Annotated in this window: 12 protein-coding genes and 1 pseudogene; 6 read left to right on the top strand and 7 right to left on the bottom strand. The window is 65.1% G+C overall.

The features are described from left to right. Nucleotides 1-2: 2 nt before the first annotated feature. The 4 genes from ACXAD2_RS27525 to ACXAD2_RS27510 all read right to left on the bottom strand — a co-directional run bounded on the left by ACXAD2_RS27525 (nt 3) and on the right by ACXAD2_RS27510 (nt 3706). Nucleotides 3-1166: an MFS transporter gene (locus ACXAD2_RS27525; protein WP_475177834.1), complete on the bottom strand. Its 1164-nt coding sequence runs from the start codon at nt 1164-1166 to the stop codon at nt 3-5. An 82-nt stretch (nt 1167-1248) separates the two neighbouring features. Further along, the gene (locus ACXAD2_RS27520) at nt 1249-2379 is read right to left on the bottom strand and encodes an FAD-dependent oxidoreductase (RefSeq protein WP_475177830.1); all 1131 of its coding nucleotides are present in this window, start codon (nt 2377-2379) and stop codon (nt 1249-1251) included. 2 nt (nt 2380-2381) lie between these two features. Continuing rightward, nucleotides 2382-2759 carry a Rieske (2Fe-2S) protein gene (locus tag ACXAD2_RS27515; RefSeq protein ID WP_475177827.1) on the bottom strand — a complete coding sequence of 126 codons (378 nt, stop codon included), beginning with the start codon at nt 2757-2759 and terminating at the stop codon, nt 2382-2384. Continuing rightward, complete coding sequence (locus ACXAD2_RS27510) at nt 2756-3706, bottom strand: VOC family protein (protein ID WP_475177823.1); 951 nt, start codon at nt 3704-3706, stop codon at nt 2756-2758. Before ACXAD2_RS27510 ends, ACXAD2_RS27515 begins: the two co-directional genes overlap by 4 nt. 145 nt (nt 3707-3851) lie before the next feature. On the opposite strand from ACXAD2_RS27510, the gene ACXAD2_RS27505 reads away from it, so the two are divergent. Next, the gene (locus ACXAD2_RS27505) at nt 3852-4808 is read left to right on the top strand and encodes a LysR family transcriptional regulator (protein ID WP_475177821.1); all 957 of its coding nucleotides are present in this window, start codon (nt 3852-3854) and stop codon (nt 4806-4808) included. A gap of 321 nt (nt 4809-5129) precedes the next feature. Beyond that, the gene (locus ACXAD2_RS27500) at nt 5130-6260 is read left to right on the top strand and encodes an autotransporter domain-containing protein (protein ID WP_475177818.1); all 1131 of its coding nucleotides are present in this window, start codon (nt 5130-5132) and stop codon (nt 6258-6260) included. Between the two features lie 81 nt (nt 6261-6341). On the opposite strand, the gene mqo is transcribed toward ACXAD2_RS27500, so the two are convergent. After that, entirely contained in the window at nt 6342-7982 is a 1641-nt protein-coding gene (gene mqo, locus ACXAD2_RS27495; protein ID WP_475177814.1) for a malate dehydrogenase (quinone), read from the bottom strand. A gap of 355 nt (nt 7983-8337) precedes the next feature. On the opposite strand from mqo, the gene ACXAD2_RS27490 reads away from it, so the two are divergent. From ACXAD2_RS27490 to ACXAD2_RS27475, 4 genes and pseudogenes are all read left to right on the top strand, one after another. Continuing rightward, complete coding sequence (locus ACXAD2_RS27490; protein ID WP_475177811.1) at nt 8338-9462, top strand: ABC transporter substrate-binding protein; 1125 nt, start codon at nt 8338-8340, stop codon at nt 9460-9462. Next, complete coding sequence (locus ACXAD2_RS27485; protein ID WP_475177807.1) at nt 9455-10522, top strand: FecCD family ABC transporter permease; 1068 nt, start codon at nt 9455-9457, stop codon at nt 10520-10522. The genes ACXAD2_RS27490 and ACXAD2_RS27485 overlap by 8 nt, the downstream gene beginning before the upstream one ends. After that, a complete protein-coding gene (locus ACXAD2_RS27480) occupies nt 10516-11277 on the top strand; it encodes an ABC transporter ATP-binding protein (RefSeq protein WP_475177804.1) in 762 nt (253 codons plus the stop codon). The genes ACXAD2_RS27485 and ACXAD2_RS27480 overlap by 7 nt, the downstream gene beginning before the upstream one ends. A gap of 89 nt (nt 11278-11366) precedes the next feature. Beyond that, nucleotides 11367-12138, top strand: a pseudogene (locus ACXAD2_RS27475) (IS5 family transposase). A gap of 479 nt (nt 12139-12617) precedes the next feature. Here ACXAD2_RS27475 and ACXAD2_RS27470 read toward each other — a convergent pair. Both ACXAD2_RS27470 and ACXAD2_RS27465 read right to left on the bottom strand, forming a co-directional pair. Further along, nucleotides 12618-13580 carry an alpha/beta hydrolase gene (locus ACXAD2_RS27470; RefSeq protein WP_475177801.1) on the bottom strand — a complete coding sequence of 321 codons (963 nt, stop codon included), beginning with the start codon at nt 13578-13580 and terminating at the stop codon, nt 12618-12620. 80 nt (nt 13581-13660) lie between these two features. Beyond that, entirely contained in the window at nt 13661-14593 is a 933-nt protein-coding gene (locus tag ACXAD2_RS27465) for an alpha/beta hydrolase (protein ID WP_475177797.1), read from the bottom strand. Nucleotides 14594-14616 lie beyond the last annotated feature (23 nt).

Below are 14616 nucleotides of genomic sequence, written 5' to 3'. Positions count from 1 at the left end.
GGTCAGCTTTGCGCGCGGGTGCCGCGGGCAAAGCAGGTGACGGAAAGCGCCGCGACGATCACCGCGGTCAGGCCGAGCGCGCCGATGCCGAAGCTCTCCATCAGGATGCCGCCGATGATCGGACCGAGCGCCGAGCCGGTCATCAGCATCGCCGGGGTGGCGGCCACGGCGCGGCCGGTGCGGTCCATGCGCGCCAGCAGGCCGAAGGCGAAGGTGTGGGTGAAGATCTGCACCGCCACGAAGATCGCCGCGACCGGGGCCCAGACGGTCAGCACCGTGGCGAAGGTCAGCACAAGCGCGAGGGTGGCCTGCACCACCGGCCCGGCCAGCACGACACGGCGCGCCGAGAGGCGATTTTCCAGCAGCGCGGCCAGCGGCGCGGGGCCGACGAAGTTGACGATGCCGAGCGCGATCAGCGTGCCGACCATGGCCTGCGGGGCGAAGTCGCGAGCGTTGCCGATCACCTCGACGAAGGAAAACACCATCGCCTGATTGAAGGTCATCAGGCTAACGCCCGCCACCACGGCCAGCACGCCAGCCGCAAAGGGGGCGCGGCTCGGGGTGTCTTCGGCCTGTCCGGCCACCGAGGGGAAGGCCAGCAGCATCGCCAGCGCCGCCACCGCCATGATTGCGCCGAAGCTGTAGAACAGTACCTGTCCGCCGTGCAGCGCCAGAAGTTGTGGCACCGCGCCCATGTAGATCACGCCGAAGAGGCCAAGCCCTGCGCCCGCGAAGGCAAACAGCCGGTGCGGGTTGGAGGCGCGGCCCATGCTGCCGTGCACGAGGCTGAGCGCCATGCCGGTTGCGATCCCGCCGAGCAGGTGCAGGGCAGCCAGCGGCGCAAAACCGCTTTGCCCGGCAGCCAGCACGAAGGCCAGCGCCGAAAGCGCGTAGCCCGCCACGGCCAGCGCCTTCCGCGGCAGGCGGTTGAAGTTGCGCGCGGTCAGCACGCTGGCGATCACCGCGCCGATCAGGAACAGCGTCACCAGCGCCCCGGCCTCGCGCGGGCCGAAGCCGAAGCGCGCGATCAGTGCGCCGACCCAGACCGGCAGCGCGACGAGGTCGATCAGCCCGGCGCAATGCCCGACGATCAGCGCCGCGGCGCCGATCTTGCGCAGCTCTCCCGCCGCCGGGACGGGCCCGGCGTGAAGTTGTGTTTCCGTCATATGTTTTCCTCCCTGCTGGGCCAGCCTCCCGCCGACCTTGCTCCCCTGATTTTGCCTGCGGCCTCGCCTTGGCCGCGCCGGGTCAGACCGGTGCGCCGAGGGCCATCATCGAGCGGCCCATGATCGCGTTGTGTTCCTGCTGGTCGCCGCCAGTCACCTCGATTTCCGACAGGCGGGCGGAGTTGTTGACCACCATGCTGCAGCGGTCCCATCGACGCGTCTCATGCGCGGCGAAGGCCTCTGCCACGGTGTCCGCGCGCAGCAGCTCCTCGGCGATCACCAGCCCGTCCTCCATCCCGATGCAGGCGCCGGCCCCGAGATGCGGCGTCGTGGCGTGCACCGCATCTCCGATCAGCATCACCCGGCCCGCGTGCCAGGGCTGCGGCAGCAGCATCTTTTCCAACGGGCGGTAGATCAGCTTGCTGTCGGCGCTCAGCCCCTCCTTGACGCCGGTCAGGATCGGCGATGGGAACTGATCGAGCAGAGCTGTCATCTGTGGCAGAAGCTCGGACTCCTCGACCCAATCGTTGGTCGGGCGGTCCTCGGTGACGAACATGTACGAACGGCCCTCGGAGACCGGGTTGATCCCGACCTTGAGACCCTTGCCGAGCCACATGTTGAGCGTCTCGACGCCCTTGGGCGTGGCCATCTCGGCGCGCCAGACCGCCTGTCCGACGTATCCGGGCTGCGGCGCATCGGACATCAGCGTGCCGCGGGTCTTGGAGTAAAGCCCGTCGGCGCCGATCACCGCGTCGTAGCGCGCCGAGGTGGCGTCGGTGAAACTGACGTCGACGCCCCCTTCGTCCTGCGCGATGGTCTCAAAGCTGCAGCCGAGCTTCACCGAGACCCCGGCAGCGCGGGTTGCGCCAGCGAGGATCGCCGCCAGCGCCGGGCGCATGATCGCGGCGTTGCCGGGCAGGCCGGTGCCGGGCATCGGCGGGGTCGGGATGGTGACGATCATCTGATCATTGTGCGGCATGCGCACCACCAGCCCGTCGGTCGCCGCGCCGGTCGCTTTGAAGGCGTCAAGGATGCCAAGCTCGGCAAACACCCGCAGTGTCGCGCCATGCAGGCTGATGCCCGCGCCATAGCTGCGCCAGCCGGCGTCGATCTCGACGAGGTCGGTCTCGATGCCGCCGCGTGCCAGCATGATCGCCGCGGACATGCCGGAAAAGCCGCCGCCGATCACCAGTACCTTCTTTGCCGCTCCCATGATCAGCCCTCCCGTGCTGCGCGTCCGGCGACCTGTGCCGGGACGCTGATGGACCCGTCCTGCGCCTCGGTCAGAGGCACCCGGGTCAGTTTCCGTCCCAGGCAGGGGCCGGACACGCAGGCCCCCGTCTCGATGTCAAAAAGTGCCCCGTGGGCGTGGCAGGCCAGATGCGTGCCGTCGCCGTTGAGGTAGGCGTCCCTGCGCCAGGCCATGGGCGTGCCGCCGCGGTAGTGCGGGCAGGAGTCCATATAGCCATGCAATTGCCCTCCGCGCTTCACCACGATGACGTTGCGCGAAGCGCCGGGCAGGGGCAGGAAGCCGCGGGCTGTGCCTTCGGGAACCTCGTCCCGGTGGCACAGCCGAAGCTGGCGCGGGCTCATTTCGGGCCGGCACCGCTTTCGGGGCCGCCGCCGGGGGCCCATTTCTCACGCCACTGCAGCAGGAACATCTGGCTCGCCTCGGGGCCATTCGGCGCCTCGCGCGCGACCCATGTGTCGTCGTGCTTGTCCATGTCGGCGTCGTATTCGAAATGCACGCCGAGAGGGCTGTTGAAGTACCAGAACCAGTTCGAGCCGAACTTGTGGCGGCCCGGACCCCAGAAGCTCTGATAGCCCTTCCGAACGAAGCGGTCGCCCGCCACCATCAGCTCGGTCGGCCCGCCCATGTGGAAGGCGAGGTGCTCGCAGCCCTGCATGTAGGCGGGGGTGCGGATGAAGAAGAGCGTGTGGTGATCGTCGTTCGCTGCGGGGCGCAGGAAAGGGCCGGCGCCGGAGAGCACGTCGGTGATGACGAAGCCGAGACGGTCGCAGAAGAAGCTGACCATCTTGTCCATGTCGGGCACGAAGAGCACCACGTGGCTCAGCGAGCGCGGCAGGGCGGGCATGTCGTCGGTGACGCCCAGCTCGTTCGGCGCGCGCTGCGCCGGGGCACCGGGGGCATTGATCTTCTCGGCGGGCATGACGAGCGGTCGGCGGATGCTCACTTGGAAGCGCAGCTCGAAGCCGAGGTCGTCCTTGAACTCGAGCGCGCCGTCCGCCAGCCGCGTCACGCGGCGGTCCTTGGACATCTCTGCCTCGATCGCGTCGAGCGTCGCGGCGTCTTCGACGCCGTAGACCTGCTGGCGCAGCATGTTCTTGGTTTCCAGCGGGGCGGGAAGTTTTGGATCGCTTTTGGGGCGGATGATGACACCGGTGCCGTCGAGCGTCTCAAAGAGCCAGCCGGTGTCGTCGAGCTGCACCGGCTTCAGGCCGAAATCGGTAAGGTAGGTCTTCGATCCCTCCAGATCGTCCACCCCGAACACCAGATAGTCGGGTCCAATGATGCGCATGGCAAGGCTCCTCCGTCTGCCTACACCCGGACGGAACCGGGTGCGAATCCTGCTTGCTAATCGTGTAGCTTTGGCAGAGGTATTTAGAAAATTGCTTCGATGAATGGCTGACATTGATGCTGTGAATTAGACCTGAGGAGGGACCATGCGTTTCAACAAGCTCGACATGAACCTGCTGGCGGCGCTCGACATTCTGCTGAAGACGCGCAGCGTGACCCGCGCGGCGGAGGAGATGTTCATCACTCAGTCGGCCATGTCGAACGCGCTGGGGCGGCTTCGGACCTTCTTCGACGACCCCTTGCTGGTACAGGTGGGGCGGGGCATGGAGCTTTCGCCGCTTGCCGAGACGCTGCAGGAGCCGGTGCGCGAGATCATGATGCGGGTGGAAAGCGCCACGCGCATCCGGCCGGTCTTCGACCCGCTCACCGACGCGCGGACATTCAACATCGTCATCTCGGACTATTCGCTGGCCGTGCTTGGCGCGCAGCTGTCGCGCCGGGTGGCCGAGGAGGCGCCGAACATCCGGCTCAACCTGCGCCCTCAGCACGCCGACCCGGCCAAGCTGCTCGATCGCGGTGAGGCCGACATGCTGATCGTGCCCGACTACCTTGGCGCCAGCGACCAGGAGCACGAGATCCTCTTCGAGGACGAGTTGGTGGTGCTAGTCGACGGCAATGGCCCGCACGCCGAGGCGGAGATGACCCTGGAACGTTTCGCCGCCGCGCCGCACGTGCTGATGGAGCCGCTCACGGGTCAGGAGAGCTACTCCGCCGTGGCGATCCGCAACGCCGGGATCGTGCCGCGCAAGGTGTTGTCGTCCTATCTCTTTTCCTCAATCCCCGAGCTGATCCGCGGCACCGACCGGATCGGGCTCATCCAGCGCCGGCTGGCGCAACTCGCAGTCGTGCGGGGCGGCATGCGAATTCACGCTGCGCCTTTCCCGGTCGCCCCTCTCAGGCAGAGCATCCGCTGGCACACCCACCGTACCCGCGACCCGGGGCTCATCTGGTTGCGGGGCCTGCTGAAGGCCTGCGTGCTCGAAGCCGAGCAGGCGGATTGCAGGGAAGGGGCAGAGTTACCCATTCATGTGCTGAATACATGAGCGTAGAATAATCAATTTTTCCTCCGTACCCGCCTCTCGTTAGGGTCCGAGTCGCAGAGGAGGCGCGCGGTCGACGGGAGAGGTCAGTGCCGCGCAGAGGAGGACAGACGGACATTGCAAGCACACCGCGGTCGCGGCGCCTGAGAGCGCCCTAAGCGGTTCGGTTGTCCCGGCGGCGGGTCCGCGGGGTGATGCGCCATGCTTGAAAACAGCGCGGCGCGTAGGGCGGAGCTTGCCCGAAGGACGGCGCGACGCCTGCGCGCCGTGGTACCAGACGGGTTGGAGGAGACCCGCATCAGTTGACATCAGTGGAGGAGCGAGATGCTCAAACTCATAGCGACCTGCGCTCTGGGCGCGGTAACCCTATGCCCAGGAACGGCAGCCAAGGCGGAAGCGCCGCAAGCCATGGGGGCCGGCGGTCCACCGCCGCTGTCGGTCCGGGTTCTCGGCAACATGGGTCGGAGCGGACTGCTCGGCATCATGGCCTCGAACGAGCGCTACGGCGCCGTGCAATCCCGGGTCGCCTTTGGTCGCGGAATGTCGGCGCTGGCGGACATACCTGGCAACCCCGACGACGGCTATTCCGATGGCGTCAGCGAGCTTCTCACCCCGCTCAGCATGATTGTGCGTCTTAACAAGGGGCCGAGCGATACGGCCTCGTACCTGCGCTTTTCCTCGGACAACCGCTGGTCGGACGCCTGGCGAACCGAGAACGCCGGCACCGAGATGGAGAGCGACAGCGAGGCGCATGGCTTTGGGGTGCAGTATCTCTTTGCGCCGGACGCGGACCTGATGCTGGGCGTCGGGCTCGAGGTCAACCGCAACGAAGTCGAGATGCGCCACAACGACGGCAGCAGCGACATCGAGTTCTGGGCGCTGCGCGCGGACTTGCTGAAGGTGTTGAACGAGAACTGGGGCGTCGCCCTGCGCGGCGGCTGGTTCAATGAGAGCGCCCAGACCAGCATTCCGCTGCCCTTTGCTACCATGGAGGCCGAACAGGATGCCCAACGGGTCTACCTGCAGGCTGATGCCGTCGGCACCTTCTCGAAGGCAGATATCTCGGCGCTGCCAGAGAACTGGATTCTGCGCCCCAACATCGGCGCGGCTTGGCAGAAGACCTGGTTCGAAGAAACAACCAATTCGCTTGGCGCGACGGTGAAAGGGCCGCGCGGCGAGAGCTCGGACGAGTATGGGTCGGTCTATGCAAAGGCCGCGCTACAGCACGTGGGGCTGGGAAAGATCCATCCTTTTGCCGGGCTGGGCGTCGATGTCGAGTTCGCCAATTCCTATGAGGAGTATGTCGATGAGACGGCCTACTTGAACAGCTTCGCAGGGGCTTCCATCTCGCTCTCGCGCAAGGCGATGATCAATGTGAGCTATGGCCGCTACGACGGGTTCAACGGCAACCGGACCAAGGAGTCGTTGGTTGTTGCGTTTGCCGTGACCTTCTGATCAGCGGCGAGCGAACCCAGCAAAAGACAGCGCCCCGATACGGATCGGGGCGCTGTCGACGTTTCGTACTTTCGGCCTGTTTCAGAGCGCCATGTCCGGGACTTTCTCGACGTCGCCGCCAACGCCGGTCTCACCGATCAGCGAGCGATCGACCGTGGGCATCGGCAGCGCCAGTTGCAGAACCTCGGCGGTCTCCTGCCATTCACGCTCGAGCGCGTCCGGATCGTCATTGAGCTTGGTGCCATAGCTCGGGACGATGGTGCGCAGCTTGTCGGCCCACGCCCCCGCGACCTTTTCCGGGAAGACCTTTTCCATCAGGCTCAGCATGATCGGCGCCGCGGTGGAGGCGCCCGGCGACGCGCCGAGCAGGGCCGCGATGGAATTGTCTTCCGAGGCGACGATCTCGGTACCAAGCTTCAGCTGGCCACCGTCTTCGGTGTTCTTGATGATCTGCACCCGCTGACCGGCTTTCCAGAAGCGCCAGTCTTCGTCCTTGGCGTCGGGGACATAGGCGCGCAGCTGCTCCATGCGGTCGTCGTTGTTCTGCATCAGCTGACCGGCGAGGTATTCCACCAGCTCGAACTCGTTCCAGCCGACCTGGAGCATCGGCACGATGTTGTCGAGCGTGACCGACGCCGGCAGATCCCACAGCGAGCCCTGCTTGAGGAACTTCGTCGAGAAGGTCGCGAAGGGCCCGAAGAGCAGGGTTTCCTTGCCGTCCAGGAAGCGGCGGTCGAGGTGCGGCACGGACATCGGCGGGTTGCCGGTCGCGGCCTTGCCGTAGGCTTTCACCGCGTGGCGACCGACCACATCTGGGTTCTCACAGATGAGGAAGGCACCGCCCACCGGGAAGCCGCCGTAGGCATCGGCCTCGGGAATCCCGAACTCCTGAAGCAGCGGCAGCGCACCGCCACCGGCACCGATGAACACGAAGCGGGCCTCGATTGCTTCCTCGCGGCCGCCGCCTGTGGGCTCGTGGAACACGCGCCAGCCACCGTCGGCGGTGCGCTCCATCGAGGTCACCTCGCGGCCGGTCGTCGTGGTGAAGCCATCCATTTCGTTCAGATGCTCGGCATACTGGCGGGTGACCTCGCCGTAGTTCATGTCGGTGCCGAGCGGCGACCAGGTGGCTGCGACCTTCTCTTCCATGTTGTGGCCCTGCATCATCAGCGGGGTCCATTGCTTGATCTCGTCATGATCGGTCGAGAACTTCATGCCTGCGAAGAGCGGGCTCTTCTGCAGTGCGGCATGGCGCTTGCGCAGGTATTCGATGTTCTCGTCACCCCAGACGAAGGACATATGCGGGGTGGAGTTGATGAAGCTGCGCGGGTTTTGCAGCACGCCGCGGCGGACCTGATGGGCGAAGAACTGGCGCGTGATCTGCCATTGCTCGTTGATCGACAGCGCCTTGGTGATGTCGATCTCGCCGGTATCGGTCTCGGGGGTGTAGTTGAGCTCGCAGAGGGCCGAGTGACCGGTGCCGGCGTTGTTCCAGCCGTTGGAGCTTTCCTCGGCAACGGTGTCCAGGCGCTCGATCATCTCGATGTTCCAGCCGGGCTCCAGTTCCTTGAGGAAGACCCCCAGTGTCGCGCTCATGATGCCGCCACCGATCAGCAGGGCGTCGACCTTGTGGGCGGTGGCCTGCGCCATGCCGCGGATCGGCGTGACCGCCGAGACAGCGCCGGCCGCAACCGCGGTGCCGAGCAGCTTGCGGCGGGTCAAGCCGCTCCGGATGCGAACTTCATCTTGAGGGGATTCTTTCATAGGAGACCTTTCATCTTGCCTCCCTTCGGCGCGACCTAACGCCGCGTCAGAGCGTCGTCAATGGCATGCAGACGCATACAGTTGTTCACAAGTCTGTAATTTAGCGCTTATGGGAGGATTCTGATCGAGCCGGTGCTGGTCGGGCCTAGGGGCAGATTCAAGCGCGACCACAACATTGCAATAGAGATAAGCACATGCGGGCGCGCCGCCATACCAAGCGTAAAGCTGAGTATTCCTGTCAGCAATATTTGTTGACTGATATAGTCGAAAATATTAGGCCGGCGGAAAGTCCTTAATGCTGATTGGAGATCCTATGATGCACCGCCTTGCCGGTTCCGCGGCCCTGATCGTCACGCTTTGCGCTGGTGCCGCGCTGGCCGATCCTGTGACCTTCACTGACATCGCAGGACGCGAGGTGACCGTCGACGCGCCGGTCGAGCGGATCATCCTCGGCGAGGGGCGCCAAGTGTATCTGCTGGGCATTCTCGACCGCGAGGATCCCTTCGAGCGGGTCGTCGGCTGGCGTCAGGACCTGCTGGAGGCGGATCCCGACAGCTACCACATCTACGCTGAGAAATTCCCGCAGCTGAAGGATCTGCCCACCTTCGGCGGGTTCAAGGACGGCACCTTTGACGTTGAACAGGCCGCCGCGCTGAAACCAGAACTGGTGCTGATGAACCTCGAGTCCAAGGCGGCGACCGAGGACGCGGGCTATGACGAGAAGCTTGCCAAGCTCGGCATCTCGATTGCCTACGTCGATTTTCGCGAAGATCCGATGGCGCACAGCGTCGCGTCCATGCGGATCATGGGCAAGGTCACCGGCAAGGAAGATCAGGCCGAAGAATACATCGATTTCGTCGAGGCGCAGATGGCGCGGGTGACCGATGTGCTTGATGGTGCCGAGTTCGACCGGCCCAAAGTCTTCGTCGACCGCGCGGGTGGCTACTCGGACGATTGCTGCATGACCTTCGGTCCTGGCAATTTCGGCGAATACGTCGAAATCGCCGGTGGCATCAATATCGCAGGCGACATCCTGCCCTCGACTTTCGGCACGCTAAATCCCGAGCAGATCATCGCTGCTAACCCCGACCAGGTCATCGTTACCGGTGGCCAGTGGGACGCCTATGTGCCCGGCGGCAACTGGGTCGGCATGGGGCCGGGCTCGGACATGGACGTGGCGCGCGGCAAGCTGGAGGCGCTGACCCAGCGCACCGCGATGACCGGCATCAATGCGGTCGATACCGGCGAGTTCCACGCCATCTGGCACCAGTTCTACGACAACCCCTACTACTTCGTCGCGGTGCAGAAGATCGCCACCTGGCTGCACCCCGAGCTCTTTGCCGACCTCGACCCCGAAGCGACTTTGAAAGAGCTTCACACGCGTTTCCTGCCGGTGGACTACAAGCCCGGCTATTGGGTGTCGCTAAGCGATGACTGACATTGGATCTGCAACCGGATCGAACACGGGGCGCGATTTCTATCGCGCCCTCGTGCTTCGCAGGCAGCTGATCCTGCTGGGCCTTGGGCTGGCGCTTTTGCTGGCTTTCTGCGCCGATCTCGCGCTCGGTCCGGCGAGTTATTCGCTGAGCGAGGTGGCGCGCACGCTGGTGATGCCGGGCGCCGTGGACGAGCGGATGAAGGTCATCGTCTGGGACATTCGTATGCCCGTGGCCCTTATGGCGCTGGTGGTTGGGGCAAGCCTGTCGATCGCTGGTACGCAGATGCAGAGCATCCTCAACAATCCGCTCGCCAGCCCCTTCACTCTGGGCATCTCGGCGGGTGCCGGCTTCGGGGCCGCGCTGGCGCTGGCCTTCGGCGTGGCGCTTTTCCCCTTTGCCGTCGATTACATCATCCCGGTCAACGCCTTCCTTATGGCGATGCTGACGGCGCTGGCGATCTATGCGCTCAGTCTGCGGCGCGGAGTGACCAGCGAGACGATCATCCTGCTGGGCATCGCGCTAGTCTTCATTTTCAACGCGCTGATGTCGCTGATCCAGTTCTTCGCAAGCCAGCAGGCGGTGGCCGCGGTGGTGTTCTGGACCATGGGCAGCCTCACCAAGGCCACTTGGCCTAAGCTCGCTATCGCCTGCGCCGCGTTGGCGCTCTCGCTGCCGCTGCTGGCGCGGCGGGGCTGGGCACTGACCGCGATGCGACTCGGTGACGCCAAGGCCGAGAGCATGGGCGTGCGCCCGGGCAGGGTGCGGCTGGAGGTGCTGATGATCGTTAGCCTGCTGGCGGCGATCTCGGTCTCCTTTGTTGGCACCATCGGCTTCGTTGGCCTTGTCGGCCCGCATATCGCGCGGATGCTGGTGGGCGAGGATCAGCGCTTCCTGCTGCCCGGCGCGGCGCTTTCCGGGGCGCTGATCCTGTCGGTGGGCTCCGTACTGTCGAAGATGGCAATCCCGGGAACGGTGATCCCCATCGGCATCGTCACTGCGATCGTCGGCATTCCTTTCTTCCTTTACCTCATCCTCAGCCGGAGGGGCAGCGCATGGTAAGCCTCGAACTGCGCGATCTGTCGGCCTGCTACGGTGGCCGTGAGGTGCTCGCGGGCATTACCACCCCAAAGCTGAACGGCGGGCAGGTGGTCTCGCTGCTGGGGCCGAACGGGGCGGGTAAATCTACGCTGTTCAAGCGCATCTTCGGTCTGCTCAAAGGTGCGGGCGAGGTTCGGATCGAGAGCGCCGAGACGCCGCGTCCTATCGCCTATATGCCGCAGGACGATGGCACGCGCCCGGCGCTCTCGGTCTACGAGGCGGTGCTGCTCTCGCGGATGCAGGGACGGCGGCTGCAGGTCTCGACCGAGGATCACGCCGAGGTCGACCGAGTGGTCGCCCTGCTCGATATTGCGCCCCTGCGCGGACGTTCTGTGGGTGATCTGAGCGGCGGGCAGCGGCAGATCGTGAGCGTGGCGCAGGCGCTGGTGCAACGCCCGCAGATCGTGCTGATGGACGAGCCGACCTCTGCACTGGACCTCTCGCGGCAGATCGGGCTGCAGACGCTGATGCGCGGCCTCGCGCGCGAGCAGGGGCTGCTGGTAATGATCGCGCAGCACGACCTTGGCCACGCGCTGCGTTTCACTGACGCCTGTCTGGTGATCGCGGAGGGCGGCCTGGCGGCCTGCGGGCCGACAGGTGAGGTGATCACCCCGGACTTGCTGCGCCGTGTCTTCGAAGTTGTAGCCCGGGTCGAGCGCTGCTCTATGGGCATTCCGCAGTTGCTCGTGGATCGCCGCCTCGATGCGGGCGGGTGACGTCGCAGGGCCTTCTCTAAGCGCCCTAGGTCGTGTTGACAAAAGGGATTCCCCTCGGGCGTAGGGCATGATTCAAGCTGGCATCTGCGATGGAGGCCAGCTTGGCACGAGACCTTATGTCGGACGAGGAATGGGCGTTCTTTGAGCGCTTCATCCTCGCCGTCCGCGCCCCGAACGGACGCAAAGCCACCAACCACCGCCTCGTCCTTGATGGGATTTTCTGGATTACCCGAACCGGGGCGCCTTGGCGGGACCTACCTGGCGAGTTCGGCAAATGGTCAAGCGTTTACCGACAGTTCCGGCGCTGGACACTGGCGGGCCTCTGGGAGGACATCATGGATGCCCTGAACCAGAGCGGAGCCGTGCCAAGCGCCCTGCTGATGATCGGCAGCCCACCATCAGGCAGCCGGCGCTGAAGGGGGACTCCACGACAGGGTTTCGGCCGTTCTCGAGGTGGCTTTACGACCAAGATCCACCTTCTCGTCAACGCACACGGGCTTCCCATGAGGGCAGAGATCACGCCTGGCCAGACCGGACTATCTCGGCTTCGATCAGGTGATGGCGGATAATCTGCCCCGCCCGAGCGTGCTGCTCGCGGATCGCGGCTACGATGCAGACAAGATCAGGGAGGGCATGGAGGCGCGCAACGTCCTGCCCGTGATACCGATGCGCAAGTCCCGCAAGAAGCGGATTGGTGTTGATCGCTCGCTGTATCGCTTGCGTAATCTGGTCGAACGCTGCTTCAGCAAGCTCAAGAACGCCAGGCGTGTCGCGACACGCTACGACAAAACGGCGGAAAGCTTCCTCGGCTTCATTGACATCACGTCGATCCGCCTCTGGATCCGCCATTTGTCAACATGACCTAGACGAATGGCCGCTGAGCACGGCGAAGAGAGGACTGTGATGAGCGACGCGACATATCTCAAGGCGCACCGTCTCCGCGGGCTGTCCACCAGCAAGCAGAAACGCGGCCGAAGGTCTGCGGAGCGGCGAGGGCCCTGATCAAGTAAAACCGGATAGACGTGCGAGGCGAGCTTTGCGCCTGGGGTCAGCTCTGCTAGGACATTCGAGCCCCGCGCAGCTTCCGACCAAGCTCCAACTCGAAGGGCGGGTTCCGGAGCTTCGCTGCGGCGACAATCCGATCGCCATACAAAGGTGGAAGCCGACATTCGCAGCGGACCAAAGTCGAGGTTTGTTCTGCATCGCCGCATGACTGCACCGAGCCCAAAGCGGACCCATACAGCCCCCGGTCCAGATCAGCGGCGGACCCAAAGACCTTAGCTGAGGCTTTCAGCATTCAACGGCTCGATCCCGCAGCGCAGGACCGAGCCGTCTTGTCGTCAGGCAGCTTCGGCAGCGGCGTCGTCTTCTTCGCCGAGATGCTTCTTGAAGAACGGAATGATCTTCTCCAGCGCCAAGCCGACCGGCTCTTCCCGGTCGTAGAGGTCGTAGTGGGACCAATCCTGCAGTTCGGCCAGTTGCCGGTCCTCCGATGCCATTGCGCGGCCGTAGATTTCCATGCCGTCCCGATAGGCCCCAAAGGCGCCGACCTTCTGGCCGATGACCACCAACATCGGCTGGGTCATCAGCGTCTCGGCGAAGGCAAACGCATCCCATGACAGGGTCTTCTGGGCATGGCTGAAGACCATACGCGTCGCCCCTCCGGGGGCCTGACCGCGCGGCGTCTTGTAATAGTCCGTCGCCTCGAAGACGTCGCGCTCAGTCATCCCCGCCTCGCGTGCCGCATCAAGGCTTGCAGGCAGCAGTTCATTCACCTGCAGCTCTGCGCCGCGCGCCTCGGCGCTGCGCTGCGCGGCCATGGCGGTCAGCGCGCCGACCGGATCGAAGCCGCTGAAACCCTCTCGGAAGAGGCGACCGAGGTTCACCGGCGTGATCCCGACCACCGCCTTGATCCGCTTCTCGGTCAACGCGGCATTCAGCGCGTAGCCGCCACCGCCACAGACGCCGATGACCCCGATCCGGTCCGCATCGACGTAAGGGAGCGTCACCGCGTGGTCGATCACATGGCTGACGTCCTCGACCCGCTGGCTGGGGCTTTCGGTCCAGCGGGGACTGCCGCCGGATGCGCCCTGATAGCTCGCGTCGAAGGCGATGACGACGTAGCCCTGCGCGGCGAGCGCCTTGCCGTAGACGCTGCCCGAGGTCTGCTCCTTGCAGCTTCCGAAGGGGTGGATGCTGACGATCGTCGGGTAGCGCTTGCCAGCCTCGAAGGCGGGCGGCAGGTGAATGTCCGCCGCGATGTGCCAGGCCATGTCGGGGTTCTGAAATGTCACGCTTTCCATGGTTTGACCTCCTTGGGTGTCAAATTGGCAGAGGCTGCCCCGCCCGCGATCCAGGCGGGGCACGCGTCGTCCGCGCCGGATCAGGCGCCGAGCTTTTCCTGGAAGAAGGGCGCCAGCACGCTGACCGCCTCGTCGACGAATGTCGCGCCGTCGTAGAGGTCCATGTGGTTGGCGCCGTCGACGACGTGGAACGTCTTGTCGCCGCTTGCGGCCCGGGCGTAGAGGTCGTCGCTCATCCACTTGCTGCCCGCCACGCTGCCCGCCACGATCTGCAGGGGCTGGGTCAGGAAGGCCTCGGCGAAGTTGTAGGCGTCGTAGCTGATCAGCTGGGTCAGACTGCGGGCCAGCCCGTAGCCCGGAGAGGTGGCGCATTGCGCGCGCTGGGTGTGGTAATACTCCCAGGCCTGGCGAAGCTCCTCGTTGGGGGCATCTTCTTCCTTCAGCGGCGCCATCGGGATCTGCGCCAGATCACCGCCGGTGGCGAGCGCCTGTGCATCGGCACTGCGGGCGGCGGCGCCAGCTTCGAGGAAGGGCAGCGCGTCGGCATCGGCCACGTCATTGTCCCAGCCGTTGCGGAACATCGCGCCGATGTTGACCGCGCTGACCGTGCCGACGGCCTTGATCCGGTGATCGTTGATCGCGGCGTTGGCGGTGTAACCGGCACCCGCGCAGATCCCCATGGCACCGATCCGGTCGGTGTCGACGTAATTCAGCGTGGTCAGGTGATCGATGACCGCGCTGACATCCTCGGTGCGGATATAGGGGTTCTCGAGCTGGCGCAGGCTGCCGCCGGACTCGCCCTGGTAGGAGGCGTCATAGGCGATGGTCACGAAGCCCTGCTTGGCGAGTTCCGCGGCATAGGTGCCGGCGGTCTGTTCCTTCACGCCGCCGCCGGGGTGCGAGACGACGATGGTCGGGTATTTAGCGCCCTCTTCGAAGCCGTCCGGCAGGTTGATGACGGCCGACATCTCGACGTTCGGGTTGTTGGTGTTGGCGAAGGTGATCTTGGTCATGGTCGTCTCCTTGGGGTTGGGAT

The organism is Salipiger sp. ABN3_019 (genome assembly GCF_056158605.1).
Note: the sequence above shows the minus strand (reverse complement) of the source record. Positions and strands in the feature narration are given on the sequence as shown.